Source organism: Dickeya sp. Secpp 1600 (genome assembly GCF_003049805.1).
Classification (GTDB): Bacteria; Pseudomonadota; Gammaproteobacteria; order Enterobacterales; family Enterobacteriaceae; genus Dickeya; species Dickeya fangzhongdai.
The window spans coordinates 2,527,177-2,548,238 of record NZ_CP023484.1 but is presented as its reverse complement, the minus strand read 5'-3'; the positions used below and the strand labels follow the sequence as shown (position 1 = coordinate 2,548,238).

The window sequence follows — 21,062 nt, the reverse complement described above, 5'->3', positions numbered from 1 at the left end:
AACCATTCAGGGGAATCTTGCATGCTTACTCGACTCAAGCTGTCAAACCTACGAAAGCTGATGGCGCTGCCGGCACTGCTGTTGCCGTTGTATCCGGCGCAGGCGGCGGACCTGAACGCGATGTCCTGGCAGGATGTGGAGACGCAGGCGCGTCAGGAAGGTCAGCTTACCTGGTTCAACTGGTACTATCAGGACCGGTTGCGCGAAGAAGTGAAGGCGTTCGAGAAACAGTATGGCATTCGGGTCACCATTCCGGATGGCGAGGCGATGGCCAGCATCAATAAACTGCTGGCGGAACAGCACCGTGAGCAAGGCGATATCGACGTAATCTCGGTGGGCGGCAGCCAGTTCGGGTTGTTAAACGGCTCCAAACTGTTCTGGGGGCCGCTCAGATCCCGGTTGCCGGCCGGCGACAAGCTGACCTACCAGATCGAAGGGGTCGATACCCAGGGCTACGCGGTGGCGTTCTGGGGCAATCAGACCGTGATCGCCTACAATTCGGCCCGCATCGACGCGGCCGCGCTGCCGCACTCACTGCCTCAGTTCGAACAGTTTCTGGTGAAAAACCCCGGTGAGTTCGCCTTTAACGTGGAAAATGGCGGCTCCGGTCCGGCGTTTATCGAATCCGTCACCCGGGCATTGGTCACCGACGTGAACTACCGCGACGGCAATGCCGCGCCGGAGGTGTTGCAACGGCTTGCGCCGTCCTGGCGCTGGTTCAACCGTTACAAGAGCAGCATGGTGATCAGCGCGTCCAATGCCGACAGCATTACCCGACTGAATGCCGGCGAATTTAAACTCGCCGCGTCATGGGAGGATTTGGTGCTTTCGCTACAGCGCAAAGGCGAAGTGTCGCCGGACATCAAGTTCTACCTGCCTGATTTTGGCATGCCGGGCGGCGGCAATGTGGTGGGGATTCCGGCCAACGCCAAACACAAGGCGGCGGCGTTACTGTTTATCCACTGGCTGACGCAGCCGGACACGCAACAGCGCTTTCATACGCAGTTCGGCACTGCGTTGTTGACGCCGACAGGCGACGGCGCGCAGGCGGCGGATGCGCTGGATCGGTCGCGCAGTTTTGCCTGGGCGGCCAAGCCGTTGGGCGATGAAATCAAAAAGCAGTTTATCCAAAACGTGATGCTGAAATGACATCGCGCGGTCTTGTTATGACGTTTGAACCGTTGACGTTTAGCCAACTGATGTTTAACCAACTGATGTTTAACCAACTGAGGCTTGAACAACGATGTTTGGACAACTGACGTTTGAAAACCGTTTTCTGTATCCGACGCGGGCAAGGCCGAACGTATTTTTAATTCAACATATTTGCTTACTCAACACCGATGCATTGAAACACCAGGGAAACCATTATGTCTGATGCGATAACTGATCACCTCCGTCGTCACCGCGTGGTAAATGACGCGCTAATCGCCCACCGCGGCGCCTCGGCGCTGGCGCCGGAAAATACGCTGGCAGCCATGCGTAAGGCGGCGCAGCTGGGAGCGACGTGGCTGGAGGTGGATGTCAAACTGACGCGGGATAACCAGCCGGTGATCATCCATGATGATCGGGTGGATCGTACCACCAACGGGCGCGGTTGGGTCGCCGGCCTGACGCTGGAGGAAATTCGCCGGCTGGATGCGCGAGCGCAATTCGGCGAAGCGTTCGCCGGGGTGACCATCCCGACGCTGCAGGAGCTGATCGCGTGCGTGCTGGAGCTGGATATGGGATTACAGCTGGAGCTGAAACCGACGGCGGGTGACGACGTTGAAACGGCGGAGGTGGCGCTGGGCGTGCTGAAATCGATGTGGCCCGCCAACCGTGACCGCCTGTTTCTGTCGAGTTTTTCCGTTCGTTCCATCCAGGCGGCGGCGCGACTGATGCCGGATGTGCCGCGAGCGTTTGCCGTGGTGGTGCCGCCCAAACGGCCGGTGGCGTTGTTGCAGGAAACCCACTGCCAGATTTTGCACTGCCTGTCGGCACTGCTGGATGACGAAGCCCAGCACATTCTGGCGGACAGCGGCATCGAATACGCGGTGGCGATCGTCAATGACGCCGCACAGGCCCGGCGCTTCCTCGCTAATGGCGCGCAGACGATCCTGTCTGATATTCCTGATTTGCTGGGTTGATAACTGGAGTGGGTTGATAACCGGAGGATGTCATGTCTGATCTGCAGTTACGCTTTGAGACCGCCAACACGGTCATGGAGGAAGCCGCGTTGCTGGCGAGGCAGTTGTTTGCCCGGCGTGACAGCGTGGTGGTGGAACAGAAATCCGCCAATGATTTTGTGTCGGATGCGGACCGGCAGGTCGAGCAGTTAATCCGCGACCGCCTGCGGGAGGCGTTCCCACAGGACGCTATTTTGGGCGAGGAAATGGGCGGCGAGGCCAGCGATAGCTTTTGGGCCGTCGACCCGATAGACGGCACCACCAACTTTTTGCGCGGTTTGCCGTTGTGGGGCATTTCCATCGGATACGTCGAAAACGGGCTGGCGATGGTCGGCACCATTGCGTTGCCGATGCTGAACCTGACGCTGTCGGCGGCGATCGGCTGCGGCGTATGGCGTAACGGGATGCCGTATCGCCGTCAGGTGCCGTTCAGCGAAGTCCGTCTGGTGGCGCTGGGGGAAAGCAATAAATGGGCGGCGGCGGAAGTGGCGATGCTGGACGGCTACCTGCGCGACGAAGGCTGGGCGGTGGCGCGCTATCGCTGCGCTACCGTCGGGCTGGGGTTTGCCGCATTGGGGTTTACTGACGGTTATGTGGAGAAAAACACCAGCATCTGGGATATCGCCGCCGGGGTGGTGATCTGTACGGAAGCCGGGCTGGTGGTGAAATATCGGGGAAACTATGAGGTGGGCGGTATGCATGTGGCGACGGCCACCCCCGATGTGCAACAGATTGTGGAGCCGTTTTTCAGCCTGTGACGCGCCCAAAAAAAAGCACCGCCAGACTGGCGGTGCGGGAAAGGGAAGAATTAAAGCGCGTTACTCATTCCGGACGTACGACTCATTCCGGACGCATTACTTGTTGATGAACGAGCGCGGTTTCGGCGGCGTAGCGGCCAGCGCAGCCTGAATACGCATTGGGTTGAAGTAGTTGCGCATCAGGCGGATACGGTGGTCGTCGGTGAATTCATACCGTATCGCCCAGTCGTAGCTGTAAGGCACGCGGGTCGATTTGGTGATCCCCTGCTGGCTGCCGTAAGCCATCGCCTGATTGTCGCTGAAGAAGACTTTTTCCACTACTTCGCTACTGAATTCTACCGTCTGGCTCATCAGCGACCAGAAACGGGAGAAGCCTTCGTGACCGTAGAACACGCCGGTATAAGGCACATCCACCGGGCCGGTCATGTCCCATACCAACTGTTCGCTCAGGCAGGTCAGCGCCATCGGCAGATCGCCAGCGGCATAGGCCTGACCGAGTTTCTCCAGCGTCGCCTGATTGTTGGAGAACGTCACCGCCTGACTCTTGGCCTGGAAACGCGGCGGCGGCGGCGGGGTATATTCGAACGTCGGCGCCGCGCGGTAGGCGTTGTCGCCGGGGAATGGATGGGAGACGATCGCCCGGAAATCCTCACGCAGCGCGCCCATCGCCATCACCGCCGGGGTGAGTTTTAACGGGCGGCCGGACAGCGCCAGTTGCAGGTTTTCCAGCAGTTCGCAGTAGCGACGGTTGAAACGCATAATCGCCTTGTGCAACTCGCCTTCCGGATAGTCGCTGACTTTGGCTGCGCTGTGGGTTCTGACCGCTTTGTCCCATTCGATCGTCAACGGGTCACCGGTCGGGCCGCTGGCGATGGTGTCGCCGCGCGCATACAGACGCTCGCAGTAGATTTCGTTGAAGCGATAGTAGTGCGGGACGTCATTGTCGTCGCCCTGCCAGATATTGTGCGGCGAACCCTCGCCCTGATCGCAAATCTGACGCAGGCTGGTGATCGCACTGTCCAGATTGGTCACCGGAACGACAGTGCCGTAGGAGCCGTGGCAGAACTGCTCCGGCTCAATCTGGCGCGTGGGATCGCCGCAGAACACGGCTTTTTCGCCGAAAGACTCTACCGCCGCTCGCAGGCGCGACTCGATATAGACGTAGTATTCACCGATCGACATGTCGCTGCAGACATGGCTGGCCACCACTTCCGGGCGCACATATTTCGGGTGTTCGATTTGCATCGCCTGATGTATGGCGTGCTGAGAAAACGGGTGCAGCTGAATTTCCAGGTCTTCGATGCCGAACGGCAATGTGGCCGGGTAATCGGGTAAAAAGTCGGGGCCGCTGATATTCGGCGTGCCGCCCACGGCATTCAGCAGGTTGCCAACCATGACGAAATGCAGCATTTCTTCAATCACGACGGAATGGATCACCTCAGGGACACGCGGATCGATGTCGTCATCCATCGTATAGAGCATGGTCAGATAGGGGGGAATCACCGCGTGTTCCAGCACCATCGCTTTTTGCAACAAGTCCCGAATATCGTCTAATTCGTGAGCCAGATCCTTATGGCTGGTTAGTTTGACATAACCTTTTTCCCTGAACATAGTGTCCAAATCTTGGTGTGCGGCGTGTTCGTTTAAGTTCATGATGTTATTCCGTCTTAGTCAGTTGCGGCAGTGACGAAGTGTGTAGTTAGTCTTATCTATTTATTCGTAGCATGAAACCCGAATATCATCATCTTTTGTAGCGCTTTTTTCGCGTTTAACGTGTGCTGGCACACATTCTGTCCAGTTCGGAAAGAATTGTGTGCGCGGCCCATAGCGTCAGCGCCGCCAGCGTCAGGGTGGGCGGCGCCGTTCCCATGCTGACCATGTTTCCAGCCCCCACCAGATAGAGATTCTTATGAATCCAACTGCGCTGTTGACGATCAACCACCGAATGATGGGGCGAGCTGCCCATACAGTGAGTGCCGGCGATATGCCCGGCGCCGACGAACGCCAGCGGCTGTCCCTGACAGGTAAAGTAGCCGGGGTCGGCGGGCGAATAATGGCTGTGATCGCGAATGCCGGCGTGGCGGAAAATCTGCCGCATGACGGTGCCGGCGCGCGCGACGCCGGTGCGGGTGTACAGCGACAGGTCATAGTGGATTACCGGACGGTAATTGCCCAGCGCATCGCGGTAGTCAGGATGAATGGTTACCCGGTTGTTGTATTCCGGCAACTGTTCCACCAGGCAGCGCGCGCTGAATTGCCGTGACAGCCGTTCGCGCATTTGACTGCGTAAGCGGGGACCGCACAACGGCTCCGCCAGCAACTGTTCGACATCGTGATATAAGGCGTCGACCGGCCAGCGCCAGCCGTCGTTGCTCAGCTCGATGCGATAGGCCGCCCGATTGGCGCGGGCCGCGCCGCCCCGCATGGCTTCGATCCCCGAGGTGGTAAGCGGACCGCGCATCGGCCACAACGGCGCATCGGCCCGACCCCAGACCGGCAGCACCGGGTGATCCATCAGATGTCGTCCCACCAGATCATTACCTTTGCAGGCGTCGGACGCCAGCAACAGCACCGCATTGGCAATGGCGTTGCCGGCCAGCACATAACGTCTGGCGCTGACGGTATGCAGGTGATGCAACGCCGTTTCCTGATGCACATAATGGCGAAACTGAACGCCGGTGACGGCATCGGTCGACGGGTCGATCAGCAACTTGTGCGCCACGCTACAGGTGACGACATCCAGCAAGGCCGGATCGGCGTCTTCCAGCGTTTTCAGTGCGTTGTAGCGAGCCTGCGTCGGGCAGAGCGGCGTGCAGTAGCTATTGCCGGAGCAGCGCAGGCCAAGGTGCGGGCTGCCTGCCGCACCGCGAGGATGATAGCCGCGGCCGTGGTCATAACCGGGGTGCGGCACGCCGTTGCGCGCGGACGGCGTGCCGCGCAGGGTCAGCGGCGTAGCCTGTCCGTCTTCCATGACCGTCATGCCGTTGAGGCGGCGCGCCAGTTGTCGATCGCCCCAGGCGGGGGGAAGACCTTGCATCGGATAAACATAATCCGGCGGAAACCGGATCCCCAGATAGGCCTGCTCCTCCACATTGGCCGAGACGCCCAGTTCGTACTCCGCCGCCCGATACCAGGGTTCAAGGTCGTTATAGCGCAACGGCCAGTCCAGCCCGATGCCGTAGCGGCTTTGCAGCTCAAAATCTTCCGGCAGCATGCGCATGGCGCTGCCGAGCCATTGTAGCGAGGTGCCGCCGAGCTGGCGGCAATAGGTGGAACTGAATGGCAACGGGCCGCGTTGTACCAGATAGCCGCGGTCGTCATAACCGTCGGGCATCAGGGGCTGGAGGGCGGTATCGTGCGGCGCCGGCGCGTTGACGTTACGCGGCCCGGATACCTGATGGCTTTTACCCGGGTGCTGCCGATAACGCTGCAGCGTCTGCCGGTATCCGGCGTAATGCAGGTTCTCGCCGTCGCCCGCCTCCAGTATCAGGCAGCGTTTTCCCCCGCGTGTCAGGGTTTTGGCCATTAGCGCACCGGCAATGCCGCCGCCGACGATCACCACGTCGTAATCGGTCTGCTCAGCCTGATGAGGGGTAATGACATTCATCCGCGCGTTCTCCACTCAGCAATGGGCGGCTCGGCCCAGGCGCCGAACTCCTGCTGGCGGATCGCCTGTGGGTGGGCGTGGATGGCCTGCCAGATCAATGCCTCGCGCCAGGCGGCGTCGCTGAGAAAATAGGCGGCGGCGTCCGGCTCTGGACTGATGGGGACCCACTGACCGGTGTACCACAGACGCAGCAGACTGCGGGCGATTGGGCCGAGCGTCAGCGATGTCAGCACCGTGGCTTCCAGCCAGTTGAGCCGTAATGCGTCATCATTCGGTTGCGCCGCAAAGTCGTGCAGCAGTTGTTTGAACGGACCGGCGGCGTTGTGCTGCAGCCAGGTGAAATAGTCGCGGGCCAACCCGGTTCCGGTCAGTTCAAACTGACTGAAACCGGTAAGCAGGGCGGATAAGGTCATGAAATCGTCAAAGGCGGTGTCGGGTTCACTACTGTTACTCATGATGCGTTACCTGTGCCATGTCGTGAACAGCTGAGAGAAAACCGCGCGTCTGAGTCGGGCGTCAGGCGTCGTGGAGCGGGGATATCAATCGTTTTCCGGCGACGTTGCCGATCAGGCGACATCACCGCAGTCTGGTATGTCAATACGGGTGTTAGTGCGTTTTAGAACACACCCAATGGATAGCTGTAACCCGATATCCCTGGAAGGAAGGGCCAATCCGTTTTCCTTTACAGGAATAACCGAGTGGTCGTCATGATGGTGGAAAAAAAGAGCGGGGTAGCCTGCGTTCCTTTTTTTAGCGTCACAGTGTTGTTTTAAACCGGGCGAATCAAAGAAAAAAACATGGCAATAAAAGTATTCGTTACACATTCGGTACCACAGTGCATACCCCGTGTAAAACTATGACGTGAGAGCCGCGTTTTTGCAAGACCAGCCTGATTTCTAACGTGATTTTATCGAAATAGGGGATAAGGAAAGCAGCATAATTATTTGATTGTGTAAACTTTTATGCTGAAAGGGCGGAGCATAACGCTCCGCCGCAGGGGTTAGCTTTCGGCCGGTTTGATTAGACCCAGAATCGCTCCCAGACGTTCGCGCTGTTTGGGTTTGATATCACGCCCGGCCGCATAGCCGGCGTTCTGGATAATCATCTCGTTCAGGCCGATCAGCCAGTCATAAATGTAATAGGCGGTATTGTTGACCGGCGTCGCCGACAGTCTGGTCAACCGGCGGGAGGTGCCGAAGTTGGCGGTCTGCTTTTCCGGTTTGGCAAAGATCTTGTTGCCTTTGTTGACGCGGCTGTCCGGTCGACTGGCTTCGGGCACCTGCTGGAAACCCAACCAGGCGACGAAATCGCCGAGGACGTTGAGCGCGCGCGATACCTGGCGATCCGCCTTGCTTTCCCGGTTAATGCCCAGTTGCCCGGAATCCACCAGCATGGTTTGCAACTCATCTTCAATCTTCAGCCGCACGCTGGCCGTAATCAGTTCCTCCACCAGCATTTCGATGGTAGGGCGGTTAATCCCCAGCAATTCAATGATGGCGATGTTTTCCGGCAGGTTACGCAGGTGGTTGATCCAATACCGGTACAGATTACGGGCGAACTCCGCTTCATAGCTGTGGTTTTCGGTTTGCTCTTCCTCGGTCGGCGCCGGAGCGATGACCGTTTCGTCTTCTTCGCTCGGGTCGGCGTCGTCGCTGAACAGGTCGATATCCATCCCGACGCCAAACGGTTCGTAGCTGGCCAGCGGCACCGCCGTATCCTGCGTTTCCTGATAGGACGCGAAGTTGCGTTGCGTCTGCTCCTGCTGTTGCAGATACAGTCGGCGCAGTTCATCGCGGGAGGGCAATAACCGCTCCAGCAGCTCGCCGTGCACGCCGGTTCGGGTTTGCAACGCCTTGAGCATCGACTCGGCGATATGCTGTTTGTGCGCCGGATCATCAGCGCCGGCCGGCTGATACCAACTGCCGAGCAGGTTATCGGACAGCTCGCGCTGCAATTCGCTCAGCTGTTCGTTGATTCGCCCCAGCTTGACTTCACGGCGGACTTCCGCGTCCAGCCAGGCCGCCATCCGGTTGATGCCGCGCTTGTCCATCGCCAGCATGGTGCCCCAGGCATCGCCGGGGTTACCCACGTAACGCTGCACCGCTTCATCGTTGTTGTAACCGTGGGTGAAACGCCGGTCATGACGGGTCACCGCCCAGATCAGGCCGGGTTTACGGCGGCTGCGGACCTGCGGGTTTTCGCCCTGGGTATGACGCACCCAAAAATCCAGCGCCCGGCCGACGTGGCGCACGTCCGCTTTGCAGGCGGCGGCGGTACAGACCATCAGCAGATTCATTTCCTGATCGTCGGTATAACGCTCCAGCAGATAGGCGCGTTTGGCGCGCAGCAACGCGCGGGACAACGGGTGAGGCTTAAGGCGCAACAGTCGCTCCGGGTTGTCCTCGTCCGGCTCGAATTCCGGCTCGTCCTGCAGGCTGAATCCCGGAAAATCGAGCAGGTCCACCTGTTCGAACAACGTTTCCTTTGGCGGCGACAGCAGCGGAATTTGCACTTCGGCCGCCAGCATAAGCAGTTCCGCCAGCGACAGCTCCACATTTCTGGCCGCGCGGCCGTTGACGATGGGGCGCACCTGTGCGCTGAGATCGGAAGGGCTATTAAGTCGATCGAACAGGCTGGCGTTGAAAATACCGCTGTCGGGTTGCAGCGATTCATCCACCAGCAGGCTGATCGGCGCCAGTACCTTCCGGGCGCCGGACAATTGCTCCAGCGTGTGGGCGAAATGACGGTAAAGCGAGGTGTATTCCGACTGTTCGCCCCACAGAATCGAGAACAGACTGGCGCGGTCGTCGATGCTGAGATGCGGCGCCAGTTCCACCGCCAGCGGCCAGAACTTGCGTTCCAGCGGCTTTTGACGCCGGGCGTCGTGGCGCACCAGATAATCCCACAGCGCGACCACGTCATCGCCGTCCAGCCCGGGCACCGCTTCCTGCTGACGGTGCAACGTCAGGGTTTTCAGGTGCTCGGCGATATGTTGCTCGTCGAGCTCCGGCGCCGGGTTTTGGCTCTCTTCCAGTACGAAGGCATAGGCCATAATACGGGCGATATCGGCCTCGTTGAGCAACTGGACCTGCACCGGGTTCGGGGTGTTCTTGCCTTCAGCCTGCCGGGTAAAGCGAGTGACAAAGGCCAGCTGCTGGTTGTCCGGATTGATGTTCTTCTGGTAATCCAGCGTGACGCCGCCGACGGAGGTTTCAATGCGCCCGTTTTCACCGCCGGCCAGCGAGGTCAGCAGATAGGTTTTGCCGCCCTGAGCCAACCCGAACATGCCCATGGCGATCTCTTTTAGCGACGAATCGGACAGCCCGCGGGCCTTGTTGCGGCAACGCCGCAGCTTAACGATGAGTCGATCGGCTTCCATATCCAGGCGCGGGACGTTGCGCCGGGTTTCATCCACCCAGGCGATCGCCTGATCTACGCCTTGCGAAACGGACTGTAACTGACGGCTGAGACGGCTCGACAGCTGTTTGGGCGTTAATGGTTTCATTTCTTGAAGACGCTCCCGCTATCGATCCAGTAATGTGCCATGCCGGAAACCGTGCTGGACAAGGTATTGAGTTTCAGCCTTAGCTGATGCGGCGAAATAGCGAGCCCGGAGCCCAGCACCGCGTCGGCGATCTCGACGCGTTCCGGCGTGAGATTATCGTTGCCCGGCACCACTTTCAGGCGAACGTGCAGTACGCTGTCGCCGGCTACCTTGCGGGCCAGTTCCGGATCGACGATCGACAGCGAATAGAGCGGCGACGCGGGCCAGCGTTCGTTGTCCAACTGGCGGAAGCCGAGGCACAGCGAGCCGCGCACTTCGAAACCGGACTGATCGTCCAGCGTGAAATCGGCGTCATCCAGATCGATATCGTTATAGTAGACGTTATCGGCGGTGAGGGTGTGGCTGCTGTCCAGCATCCCGAGATAGCGCACGGTGGAATAGGGTTCGAAATCGCCGGCCTTGAAGTAGAAACCGGGCAGGCGCAGATCCAACGCCAGCAGGCACAGCATCGCCCCCACCGCGGCGGTGGATTTCGGGTTTTCGATACGTCCGCGCTTGTTAAACGGATACCAGTCGCTGGTGTGATAGCCATCCAGCGACATCATGCGGTTAATCGGCAGTGGCTGCAGGTGGCGGAATAGCGCCTGAATGCCCGGAAAACGGGACGGCCGGCCGGTCAGCAACAGCACGTCGCAGGCATACAGCGACACCACTTCCGACATCAGCCGCAGATGCTGGGTAATGCTCATGCGGTTGGCCAGAAATTCGCTGTGCAGCTTGGCAAGGCGCAGGATCAACGGCACCTGCAGGATGTCGAACGGGGTTTCCTCGTCCGGCAGTTCGCGCTGGATCTCGTTGTTGACGTATTCCAGCACTTTGCGCGTCGGCGCCTGCGGCAGCATTTCACCGAACGTGGTGTCGATTTCCGCGTTCAGATCGAGCGGATCGAACTGTTCATAGGCTTCCAGAATCGCCTGGCCGATAGGAATGAACATCTGCAACGTGACCTGCTGGCGTAACGTCAGCTGGCCGTCCATGCGACCTTCGCTGCCGAACAGGCGGGTCATCAGGCTGTCCGGGCTGGTGACGCCGGCTTTTTTCAGCGCGACCTGCAACGCGGGCAGGACATATAACTGGATCACGTCCAGCAGGATGTCGTCGCCGGCGACTTTAAACCCTTCACGAAACAGCAGGCGGGGGATGATTTTGACGTTGCTGCCGACGCCGTCGTCCAGCCAGTATTGGGTAATCGCCAGATCGGTGGTGCCGCCGCCGATATCGATAGACGCGATACGCAAGGTTTTCCCCGGCTGCTCGTCGTCCGCCAGTTCTTTATCCGGGCGCGCCATGCTGGCGAAGAACGCTTCCGCCCGGCCGCCGAAATTCACCTGCGCTTCGTTATAGAGGTACACCATCTGTCCGCAGGTGGCTTCATCCCACTCCATCTGAACGTCCGGCACTGGCACGCTGCTGCGGCGCTTGTCATCCTCTGTCAGGAAATCCTCATCGGCCGGGTGCCAGCCCATCGCTTTCCACACCAGCCCGATCGCTTCGATCATGCGGCGGCGGAAGATCTCGCGTTCCGGCTTAGGCATGGCCGAGGGCAGGGTCAGAATAATGTTGCGCAGCTGGCGCGGCGCGTTGGCGTGAATCATCTTCAGGCGTTGGGCGGCGCTGTTCATTTGCATCAGCGCCTGCGCCAGCAGCTCGGAAAGCATGAACGTCATTACCGAACTGCGGCTGTAGTGCGGGTCGAACACCGGCAGGCGCTCGTCCAGCGGCAGGCTGAACAGCGGCTGGCCTTCATCGTTGACCAGCATGGTCAGCGGCATGGCGGTCGCCAGCGGCTCCTGCTGACGCGGGCTGTTGGTCTGGCTGAAACGCCAGCCCGGCACATACGGCTCTTCGTCCCACAGATAGCGGCGCGGGCTGGAAATACCGCTGGAGCCTTCGGTTCCCTGACGCTGCAGCGCCAGACGGCTGGCCTCGCGGCCGACACGGGTAATGGACGGCCAGACAAACGCATCGTCGCGGCCGCTTTCGAAGGAAAAATTCTGCTTGCCGAAACGCGCCTGGGCGAATTCCACCCGGCTGTCGAACAGCTCGTTGTACAAATAATGGGGCTGGCCCAAATCGCGGATCTGTAGCTCGTAGGTCTGCTTGAGGCCGTTGCTCTCGTCGGCGTGATCCTCCACCAGAATCCCGGCGGTGTGGGAATTGCCGACATCCAGAATCAGATCCACATTGATGGCCGGCTCTTTCAGCGTACTGCTGGTGATGCGGATTTCCGGCACATCCAGCAGCGTCGCCATAATATCCAGCAGATTCAGGTAATGCGCCTGATATTCGAATTCACGCAGATTCTGGCGGATATCGCGGGGTTTGCGGCTTTCCACCTGCAGCGCCTGCTGGGAAAACGCTTCGCGCAGCCAGCCGTCCACCCAGGTTTGGTCGAGAAAATCGTCCAGTTCTTCACTGCGATAGGCCAGCGTGAATAACCGCCCGGCGTTGATGTCGTTTTCGCTGGGCGCCAGCGCTTCCAGATCGTGGCTTTCCGGATAAACGCGGGTATCGAAGGCCAGACAGAGGCGGTGGGTGTTGCCGTCATCGTCCGGTTCGCCCAGTTCCAGCACTTGCACCCGCGCCCAGTTGTTCGGGCCGCCCATGAAGGTACGCGGCGGGTTAAAGCGGAAGAACGGCAGCGGCAGCCATACGTTGCTCAGCAGACGCAACGACTGTTCCAGCGTATAACTGGATTCCGGGTTGACCGCCTCCGGCAGCACCTGCATATCGCTCGGCAATGCGTATTTGCCGCTGTGCTCGTTGTACGTCAGCCGCAACAGCGGCCCGTTGGCGCTCTTGCGAACAAAGCGATTGGCGAAGCTTGACCGGGCTGGCGGGAGCTTTAACGCAAAATCGAGAAACTGAATACCGCTATTCTGAATCAGCGTAATGTGTTGTTTGTAATCTGTCAGTGTTGCCAGCATGGTTATTTGCTCTCACGCTTAATCGTCATCGGTAGCACAGTGTCGGCATCGTAGCGGCCTTTACATTCTGCGGCCTCGCTCGATTCCTGTCGGGTACAGACGATTTCCGGCATCGGATAACGGGAACCATCGCTGCAGCGCGCCCGATAGCGGCTGTTGATCACCAGATTGCCGGACTGGTGCAACCCGGCTTCCACCTCGGCCTGACAGGTGACTTTTTCGCCGTAGGTAAAGCGTACCCGGCCTTTGCCGTCTTTGATCTGGTAGCGGAGAACCGGCGGTTTGCCGGTCAGCGGATTTTTCGCCATGAGCGTCGCCTGCCAGTTGCCGTCCAGAAAACGGATGGAGCCGATTTTTACGGCGTCGGCAGGCATCACCAGCGCGCCTTTCGGGGCGGCGCTTACCTCGACATGCGCGGGAGCTTCCGGCGCTTTTTCTTCGGTTTTTTTCTGCTCAACCACTGCCGGCGGCGGCAACAGCGTAGCCACCTCCAGCGGCAGATTCGGCTGTGGAAGCGTATCCGCCGGCGTGGCGCTCAGCGCGCGTTTTTCCGGTTTGATGGTGGTCACCGCCGGCGGGGTGTTGCTTTCGGGGTGAGAAACGCAGCCGCGGATCTGGAACGCCAGCGTCGCCAACAGCGCGGCGCCCGGCGCCAGCAACCAGATACTGGTCCAGACCCGGCGCGGCGACGGGGCGGTTTGCGGCGGCGCGGCCGGTTCGGCAATCACCACGGGTTCCGGTTCGACCGGCAGCGCCGGTTGTTCCGGTTCGGGGTCGTCGACCTGCGTGGTCACTTCCGGCAGCGGTTCAGGAACCGGCTCGGGAATCTCGACCGGTTCAACCGGGCGCAGGCACTCCAGCACGTCAACGCGGGATTTTTTGCCCAGGCTGACAAATCCCCAGAAGGTGATGACCGGTTTATCGTCCACCAGATAGACATGATTGGAACCCGGAAACTGAAAAGCTTTCGCCAACAATACGCCGAAGAGTTTCTGGGCCGGTTTGTTGGATTGACGCGCCCGCTCGCTAATGGCGTCAACGGTGCCGAGATACTGTTCGAGCAAGAGCAACGCCTGCTCGCGCTGCTCGTCGCTGGCTGCCATCCAGGAGGTGATTTTACCGGCGAAGGGCGCATACCAGTCGATGCGATCGCCATCCTCGTTAGGTTGGGGGATGGCCAGACAGTCAGCGATGTGCTGTTGTTTGCGAAGACGCAGTGTCTCCCGTAATTGCAGCGCTGAAGCATAAACGGGCTGGCCGTTCTCTCCCAACGCAAGAAAATCGTCTAAATTTCCACTGCGTAAAAATAATTTTGCCACGCCAAAGAGACCCTTTGTGATAAACCGTCAAGGCAGAAAATCGTGTTCAATATCTGCGATTATAATTCTGATGATCACGAATCAAATACGTAAAGAAGTGACAAATATGACAAATATTTGCGTCATCAGCTCTCTGAAAAAGCAATATCGCATAAGTGCGATGTGACTGAAACTAAAAAACCGGCAGGTCGATTATCTTACAGGTTACCCGGCAGCATACCAGCGGGAAGCCGATGGCGAGCATTCTGTGATGATGTCGGCATTTTTATTTCACACTAACATTTCTGTAAGTACTTACTAAAAGTGAGTTTGAGTCATATGCTGCTGGCACGAGCTTCAACCTGTCTGGCGTTGAGCGTATTCGGGTTGAAGCATGGCACAGGGTTTTCTCATTAACAGGAGTTCGTTATGTTTGCGATTACAGGAGCAACCGGCCAACTGGGCCGTCTGGTGATTGATTCGCTGGTGAAATCGGTACCGGCAGAACAGATCGTTGCGGTAGTACGCGACCCGGCTAAGGCCAGCGCTCTGGCCGCGCAGGGGATTCATGTACGACATGGCGATTATGACCGGCCGGATACGCTGGTCAGCGCGCTGAGCGGAGTAGACAAGTTGCTGTTGATTTCATCAAGTGAAGTCGGCAAGCGCGAAACCCAGCACAAAGCGGTGATCGACGCGGCGAAAAAAGCCGGTGTCGGGCTGATTGTCTACACCAGTCTGCTGCACGCGGATACCTCGTCGCTGGGCTTGGCGGTCGAGCATCTGGCGACCGAAGGTGCGCTGCGCGATTCAGGCATTCCTCATGTTATTTTGCGTAACGGCTGGTATACCGAAAACTATGCCGCCAGCATCGCGCCGGCTTTGGCGCACGGCGCGTTTATCGGCGCCGCCGGCGAAGGCCGCATTGCTTCGGCGGCGCGCAGCGACTATGCGCAAGCGGCTGCAATCGTGCTGCAATTGAATGGTCAGGAAGGGAAAGTTTATGAGCTGGCCGGCGATAACAGTTACACGCTGGCGGAATTTACCGCGGAAATTGCGAAGCAGAGCAGCAAACCGGTGCAATATGTCAACCTGTCCCAGGCGGATTTCGCCAACGCGCTGAAAGGCGCGGGATTGCCGGATTTCCTGGCTGATATGTTGGCGGATTCCGACGCCGGCGCTGAAAAAGGCGGGCTGTTTGATGACAAGAACGCGCTGGCGGCATTGCTGGGTCGCCCGACGACGCCTTATGCCGAGGTCATCCGCGGTACGCTGGCGTCGCTGTAATTTGTTTTCACGTTATTAAACGCGATGGCGCGTCTGGCGACAGATGCGCCACTTTTTATTCTGCCAATTTTCCCTTCCGCAATGTTCTATGTGGTTTTTTTTCGTAGCCTGAACGCATGGTAATGAAACGTCGATTTTCCTGACAGAATCTTGTCATTTTATTTCTGTTTTACTAACCTGTCTGTGTTGTCAGCCTATGCTGCATTTCAATCTGATTGACGCGCCACAGGGAGCATTCACTTTCAATAGGACAAAAAGTGAAGAAGTTGGTGTTTAGCTGCGGCTTTATAAACAAGCGGTTCTATAAACAGATGTCATACCCGCAAGGGATGGTATACCCAGTGCAACTTGCAGTATGTCGGGTATAAAGGCGAATTTCATGGAGGAAATGTTATGGCTTTATATGGAAAGAAAACCGATCTTTCTTCCGCATCGTCCGGCGGCTATACCGGCGTGGCGGATGTCTATCAATTATGGAATTACCACGCCCGTGGAAATGGCAATATCGGCGATAAACCATCCTATTCGCTGGAGCAGGCCCGCGATCAAATAACCCGTGGCAATATTACCTGGAATGGTGAAAAGGTTTTCGGTAAATCCGTTGCGCTGACTTACTCTTTTCTTCAGTCGGTTTCTGATGCCGACATGCCTGATAATTTCAAAGGCTTTGTCAAATTTAATGCCGCGCAGATTCAGCAGGCCAAACTGGCATTGCAATCCTGGGCTGATGTGGCGAACGTCACTTTTAGCGAAATTAAAGACGATCAACACGCCACCATCCGGTTTGGCAACTATACATTGAGCCCGGATGGTAATACCGATAACAACAGTCAGGCGTTCGGTTTCTATCCCGGCAGCTGGAAGTGGGCCGGTTCAGCCTGGTTTAATTATAATCAGGCTGACAATCAACGGCCGGATATCAATGAATTTGGTCGTAATACATTAGCGCATGAAATCGGCCATACGCTGGGGTTGTATCATCCGGGCGATTATGACGCTTCCGACGGCAATCCGGGTTATAAAGACGTGACCTACGCGGAGGATACCCGCCAGTTCAGCATTATGAGTTACTGGAATGAAGGGTACACCGGCGGCGATTTTCATGGCTATCATGCCGCCGCGCCGCTAATGGATGATATTGCGGCCATTCAAAAATTGTATGGCGCCAATATGTCGACCCGTACGGGCGATACCGTATACGGGTTTCACTCCAATAGCGGTCGTGATTTTTATACGGCGACAGACAGCAAAACACCGCTGATATTCTCCGTTTGGGATGCCGGCGGCAACGATACGTTTGATTTTTCCGGTTATAGCGCTAATCAGCGCATCAGCCTGATTAGCGGCACTTTCTCGGATGTCGGCGGATTGAAAGGCAACGTTTCCATTGCCGCGGACGCGGTGATTGAAAATGCGATTGGCGGTTCAGGCCATGATGTGATTGTGGGGAATCTGTCTGATAATCGTATTGACGGCGGTGCGGGTAATGATGTGCTTTATGGCGACGGCGGCGCTGATATTTTAACCGGCGGCGCCGGGAAAGACATTTTTGTTTATGCCTGGGAAAAGGATTCGCTATTGTCGTCGCCGGATACCATTACCGATTTCCAGCGTGGAGAAGACAGGATCGATTTATCCGCGTTTAATAAAAATCATGATCTCCGCTTTGTTGATAATTTCTCGGGAAAAGGAAACGAAGTGTTGTTGAATTGGGATAGTCAGTCTCATCAAACCAATATGTGGTTGCAGTTAAGCGGGCACGACACGGCTGATTTTCTGGTCAACATTGTCGGTGCGGCATTACAGCCGTCGGATTTTATTGTTTAACGATAATGGGCGCGTTCCCGTTATTTTTTGATTGATTGAATAACGGCAGGTATTTTCTCGCGTGGGAGATATGCCTGCCGTTATCCACGTATTTAACACGATGGTTTCAATTATTAAACGCGTTCACTGATGACCGAATGATGGGAATATCATGAAACAGCTGATTATTGCGACATTATTGAGTGCACTGAGTGGAGGATGTATGGCGAGCAGTCTGAGATTGCCGTCCGCGGCGGAACTGAGCGGGCAGTGGGTATTGAGCGGAGCGGAGCAACACTGTGATATCCGCTTGAACACGGATGTGCTTGACGGCACGACCTGGCGGCTGGCTGGCGACAGCGCGTGCCTGCAAAAATTGCTGCCGGAAGCGCCGGTCGGCTGGCGGCCTACGCCAGACGGTCTGACGCTGACGCAGCAAGACGGCTCGGCAGTGGCGTTTTTCAGCCGCAACCGCGATCACTACGAACATAAGCTGGCTGACGGCAGCGTTCGCACCCTGAAAAAGAAAGCCTGAGGGAGAGTGCCCAGCCGTGAATGCTTCCTCTGAGCGAGATCGTTCGTTGTTCGGCGTGCTGCGCCAGTTCCGCCGCAGTTTCTGGAGCGTCGGGATTTTCAGCGCCGTCATCAATATACTGATGCTGGCGCCTTCGGTATATATGCTGCAGGTATATGACCGGGTGCTGGCGTCCGGCAACGGTATAACCCTGCTGATGCTGACGTTGCTGATGGCGGGACTGTGTGCCTTTATGGGCGCGCTGGAGTGGGTTCGTAGTCTGTTGGTGGTGAGGCTGGGCACCCGTATCGATCTGGCGCTCAATCAGGATGTCTTCAATGCGGCGTTTGCCCGTAATCTGGAGGCCGGCGACGGCCGCGCCGGGCTGGCGCTGACCGATTTGACGCTGCTGCGCCAGTTCATCACCGGCAATGCGCTGTTTGCCTTCTTCGACGTGCCCTGGTTTCCGCTGTTTTTGTTGGTGTTGTTTTTGCTGCATCCCTGGTTGGGGATGCTGGCGCTGGGCGGCACCATAGTGCTGGTGGCGCTGGCCTGGCTGAACCAGCGTTTGACCAACCAACCGCTGGCGGAAGCCAATCAGCAATCGCAACAGGCGACCCATCTGGCTGACGCCCAGTTGCGCAATGCCGACGTCATTGAAGCGATGGGAATGCTGGGCAACCTGCGTCGGCGCTGGCTGACGCGCCACTACCGTTTTATTTCCCTGCAGAATCTGGCCAGCGAGCGTGCCGCCGCGGTGGGCGGCGCGTCCAAGTACAGCCGCATTGCGTTGCAGTCGCTGATGCTGGGGCTGGGGGCGTTGCTGGCGATCGACGGCAAGATCACGCCGGGGATGATGATCGCCGGTTCGATTCTGGTTGGTCGGGTGCTGAGCCCGATCGATCAGTTAATCGCGGTATGGAAACAATGGAGCAGCGCGCGCATTGCCTGGCAGCGCCTGACCCGGCTGATTGTCGCCTATCCGCCGCGCCCGGCGGCAATGGCGCTGCCTGCGCCGGAAGGGCATCTCAGCGTGGAACAGGTTTCGCTGCGTCCGGCACAGGGCAACGCCCGGCTGCAGAACATTCATTTCTCGTTGCAGGCTGGCGAAACGCTGGTGATTCTGGGCGCATCCGGATCCGGCAAATCCTCGCTGGCGCGTTTGCTGGTCGGCGCGCAGGCGCCGACGCAAGGCAAAGTGCGTTTGGATGGCGCTGATCTGAATCAGGTGGACAAAAACACGTTTGGGCCGACCATCGGTTATTTGCCGCAGGACGTACAGTTGTTCAAGGGCACGTTGGCGGAGAACATCGCCCGTTTTGGCGAGGCCGATCCGGAAAAAGTCGTGGCGGCCGCAAAGCTGGCCGGGGTGCATGAACTGATTTTGTCGTTGCCCAATGGCTATGACACCGAATTGGGCGATGGCGGCAGCGGTTTGTCCGGCGGTCAGCGGCAGCGTATCGGCCTGGCGCGCGCCATGTACGGCGACCCTTGTCTGCTGATTCTGGATGAACCGAACGCCAGCCTCGACAGTGAAGGCGATCAGGCCTTGATGCAGGCTATTGTCGCGTTGCAGAAACGGGGCGCGACCGTGGTGTTGATTACCCATCGCCCGGCGTTGACGACGCTGGCGCAAAAAATTCTGATCCTCCATGAGGGCCAGCAGCAGCGTATGGGACTGGCGCGGGATGTGTTGACGGAACTGCAACAGCGCAGCGCCGCCAATCAGGCCCGGATGAACCCCACGGCCGCAATGCCGCAATGACAGGGATCTCGTGATGACAGGCATGGATATAACCACTCAGGATGAATTGAACGAAGCGGCAATGCGCGATCGCGCCAGCCGGGATGAAGAGCGGGCGTTACGGCTGGGCTGGTGGCTGGTGCTGGCCGGTTTTGGCGGTTTTCTGCTGTGGGCGTTGCTGGCGCCGCTGGATAAAGGGGTGGCGGTGCAAGGCAATGTCGTGGTGTCCGGCAATCGCAAGGTGATCCAGCACATGCAGGGCGGCATTGTCGACCGGATCCAGGTGAAAGAGGGGGACCGCGTTGCCGCCGGCCAGGTGCTGCTGACGCTGAATGCGGTAGACGCCCGTACCACCAGCGAAGGGCTTGGCTCCCAATATGATCAACTAATCGCCCGCGAAGCCCGCCTGCTGGCGGAACAGCGTAATCAGTCGTCGCTGGTGGCGACGCCCCGGCTGACGCAGGCGCGCCAGCGGCCGGAAATGGCCGTCATCATCGCGTTGCAGGAAGACCTGCTGCATAGCCGTCAGCAGGCGCTAAAGCTGGAAACCGACGGCGTGCGCGCCAGTATTGATGGGCTGGAAACGTCGCTCGGCGCGTTGCAAAAGGTGATGAGCAGCAAGCAGTCCGAGCAGGCGGCGTTGAACCAGCAGTTGCAGGGGCTGCGGCCGTTGGCGGCGGATAACTATGTCCCGCGCAATAAAATGCTGGAAACGGAACGGTTGTTTGCGCAGGTCAGTGGTGAAATTGCCCAGACCAGCGGCGAAGTGGGGCGAACCCGGCGTGATATTCAGCAACAGAAATTGCGCATCGCCCAACGCCAGCAGGAATATGACAAAGAGGTCAACAGCGAATTGTCCGACGTGCAGGCCAAACTGAATGAAGTGATCAGCCAGCGCGAGAAGGCGGATTTCAATCTGGCCAATGTGCAGGTGCGCGCGCCGGTTGCCGGCACCGTAGTGGACATGAAGATCTTCACCGAAGGCGGAGTGATCGCTCCCGGGCAGGTCATGATGGAAATCGTTCCCGAAGATCAGCCGCTGCTGGTGGATGGCCGTATTCCGGTAGAAATGGTGGACAAGGTGTGGTCCGGGCTACCGGTGGAGTTGCAGTTCACTGCATTTAGCCAAAGCACCACACCGCGAGTGCCGGGAACGGTGACCTTGCTGTCCGCTGACCGGCTGGTGGACGAAAAAGACGGCACGCCGTACTACAGCCTGCGCATTCAGGTGAGCGAAGAAGGCAAGCGTTCGTTGCATGGGCTGGAAATTAAACCCGGTATGCCGGTGCAGGGGTTTGTCCGCACCGGGGAGCGTTCGTTTATCAATTATCTGTTTAAACCCCTGATGGATCGCATGCATCTGGCGTTGACGGAAGAGTAACGGAAGGAAG

General features: G+C 58.2%; 14 protein-coding genes. 8 read left to right on the top strand and 6 right to left on the bottom strand.

Annotated features, from left to right (window positions below; translation table 11 throughout):
- Window positions 1–21 precede the first annotated feature (21 nt).
- From CPA59_RS11405 to CPA59_RS11395, 3 genes are all read left to right on the top strand, one after another.
- Window positions 22–1,149 (top strand): extracellular solute-binding protein, encoded by a 1,128-nt coding sequence (locus CPA59_RS11405; RefSeq protein WP_107759415.1) that lies wholly within the window; start codon window positions 22–24, stop codon window positions 1,147–1,149.
- A 218-nt stretch (window positions 1,150–1,367) separates the two neighbouring features.
- A complete protein-coding gene (locus tag CPA59_RS11400) occupies window positions 1,368–2,126 on the top strand; it encodes a glycerophosphodiester phosphodiesterase family protein (protein WP_038919089.1) in 759 nt (252 codons plus the stop codon).
- 32 nt (window positions 2,127–2,158) lie between these two features.
- Window positions 2,159–2,923 (top strand): inositol monophosphatase family protein, encoded by a 765-nt coding sequence (locus CPA59_RS11395; protein WP_107759413.1) that lies wholly within the window; start codon window positions 2,159–2,161, stop codon window positions 2,921–2,923.
- Window positions 2,924–3,019: 96 nt separating this feature from the next.
- On the opposite strand, the gene CPA59_RS11390 is transcribed toward CPA59_RS11395, so the two are convergent.
- The 6 genes from CPA59_RS11390 to CPA59_RS11365 all read right to left on the bottom strand — a co-directional run bounded on the left by CPA59_RS11390 (window position 3,020) and on the right by CPA59_RS11365 (window position 14,341).
- Complete coding sequence (locus tag CPA59_RS11390) at window positions 3,020–4,576, bottom strand: ferritin-like domain-containing protein (protein WP_107759411.1); 1,557 nt, start codon at window positions 4,574–4,576, stop codon at window positions 3,020–3,022.
- A 115-nt stretch (window positions 4,577–4,691) separates the two neighbouring features.
- On the bottom strand, window positions 4,692–6,530 hold the full coding sequence (locus CPA59_RS11385) for a GMC family oxidoreductase (RefSeq protein ID WP_107759409.1): 1,839 nt from the start codon (window positions 6,528–6,530) through the stop codon (window positions 4,692–4,694).
- Window positions 6,527–6,985 (bottom strand): hypothetical protein, encoded by a 459-nt coding sequence (locus CPA59_RS11380; RefSeq protein ID WP_107759407.1) that lies wholly within the window; start codon window positions 6,983–6,985, stop codon window positions 6,527–6,529. Before CPA59_RS11380 ends, CPA59_RS11385 begins: the two co-directional genes overlap by 4 nt.
- Before the next feature lie 545 nt (window positions 6,986–7,530).
- Window positions 7,531–10,035: a putative virulence factor gene (locus tag CPA59_RS11375; protein ID WP_107759405.1), complete on the bottom strand. Its 2,505-nt coding sequence runs from the start codon at window positions 10,033–10,035 to the stop codon at window positions 7,531–7,533.
- The gene (locus CPA59_RS11370; protein ID WP_107759403.1) at window positions 10,032–13,022 is read right to left on the bottom strand and encodes a virulence factor SrfB; all 2,991 of its coding nucleotides are present in this window, start codon (window positions 13,020–13,022) and stop codon (window positions 10,032–10,034) included. The genes CPA59_RS11375 and CPA59_RS11370 overlap by 4 nt, the downstream gene beginning before the upstream one ends.
- Before the next feature lie 2 nt (window positions 13,023–13,024).
- Complete coding sequence (locus CPA59_RS11365) at window positions 13,025–14,341, bottom strand: SrfA family protein (RefSeq protein WP_038919082.1); 1,317 nt, start codon at window positions 14,339–14,341, stop codon at window positions 13,025–13,027.
- A 408-nt stretch (window positions 14,342–14,749) separates the two neighbouring features.
- Between CPA59_RS11365 and CPA59_RS11360 the strand changes: the two genes are divergently transcribed.
- The 5 genes from CPA59_RS11360 (at window position 14,750) to CPA59_RS11340 (ending at window position 21,052) form a co-directional block, all read left to right on the top strand.
- A complete protein-coding gene (locus CPA59_RS11360; protein WP_038919081.1) occupies window positions 14,750–15,607 on the top strand; it encodes an SDR family oxidoreductase in 858 nt (285 codons plus the stop codon).
- Window positions 15,608–16,000: 393 nt separating this feature from the next.
- A complete protein-coding gene (locus CPA59_RS11355) occupies window positions 16,001–17,434 on the top strand; it encodes a serralysin family metalloprotease (RefSeq protein WP_038919080.1) in 1,434 nt (477 codons plus the stop codon).
- A gap of 151 nt (window positions 17,435–17,585) precedes the next feature.
- A complete protein-coding gene (locus CPA59_RS11350; protein WP_082170938.1) occupies window positions 17,586–17,948 on the top strand; it encodes a protease inhibitor Inh/omp19 family protein in 363 nt (120 codons plus the stop codon).
- A gap of 16 nt (window positions 17,949–17,964) precedes the next feature.
- On the top strand, window positions 17,965–19,692 hold the full coding sequence (locus CPA59_RS11345; protein WP_100849565.1) for a type I secretion system permease/ATPase: 1,728 nt from the start codon (window positions 17,965–17,967) through the stop codon (window positions 19,690–19,692).
- 13 nt (window positions 19,693–19,705) lie between these two features.
- Window positions 19,706–21,052: an HlyD family type I secretion periplasmic adaptor subunit gene (locus tag CPA59_RS11340; protein WP_038919077.1), complete on the top strand. Its 1,347-nt coding sequence runs from the start codon at window positions 19,706–19,708 to the stop codon at window positions 21,050–21,052.
- The last annotated feature ends 10 nt before the right edge of the window (window positions 21,053–21,062 follow it).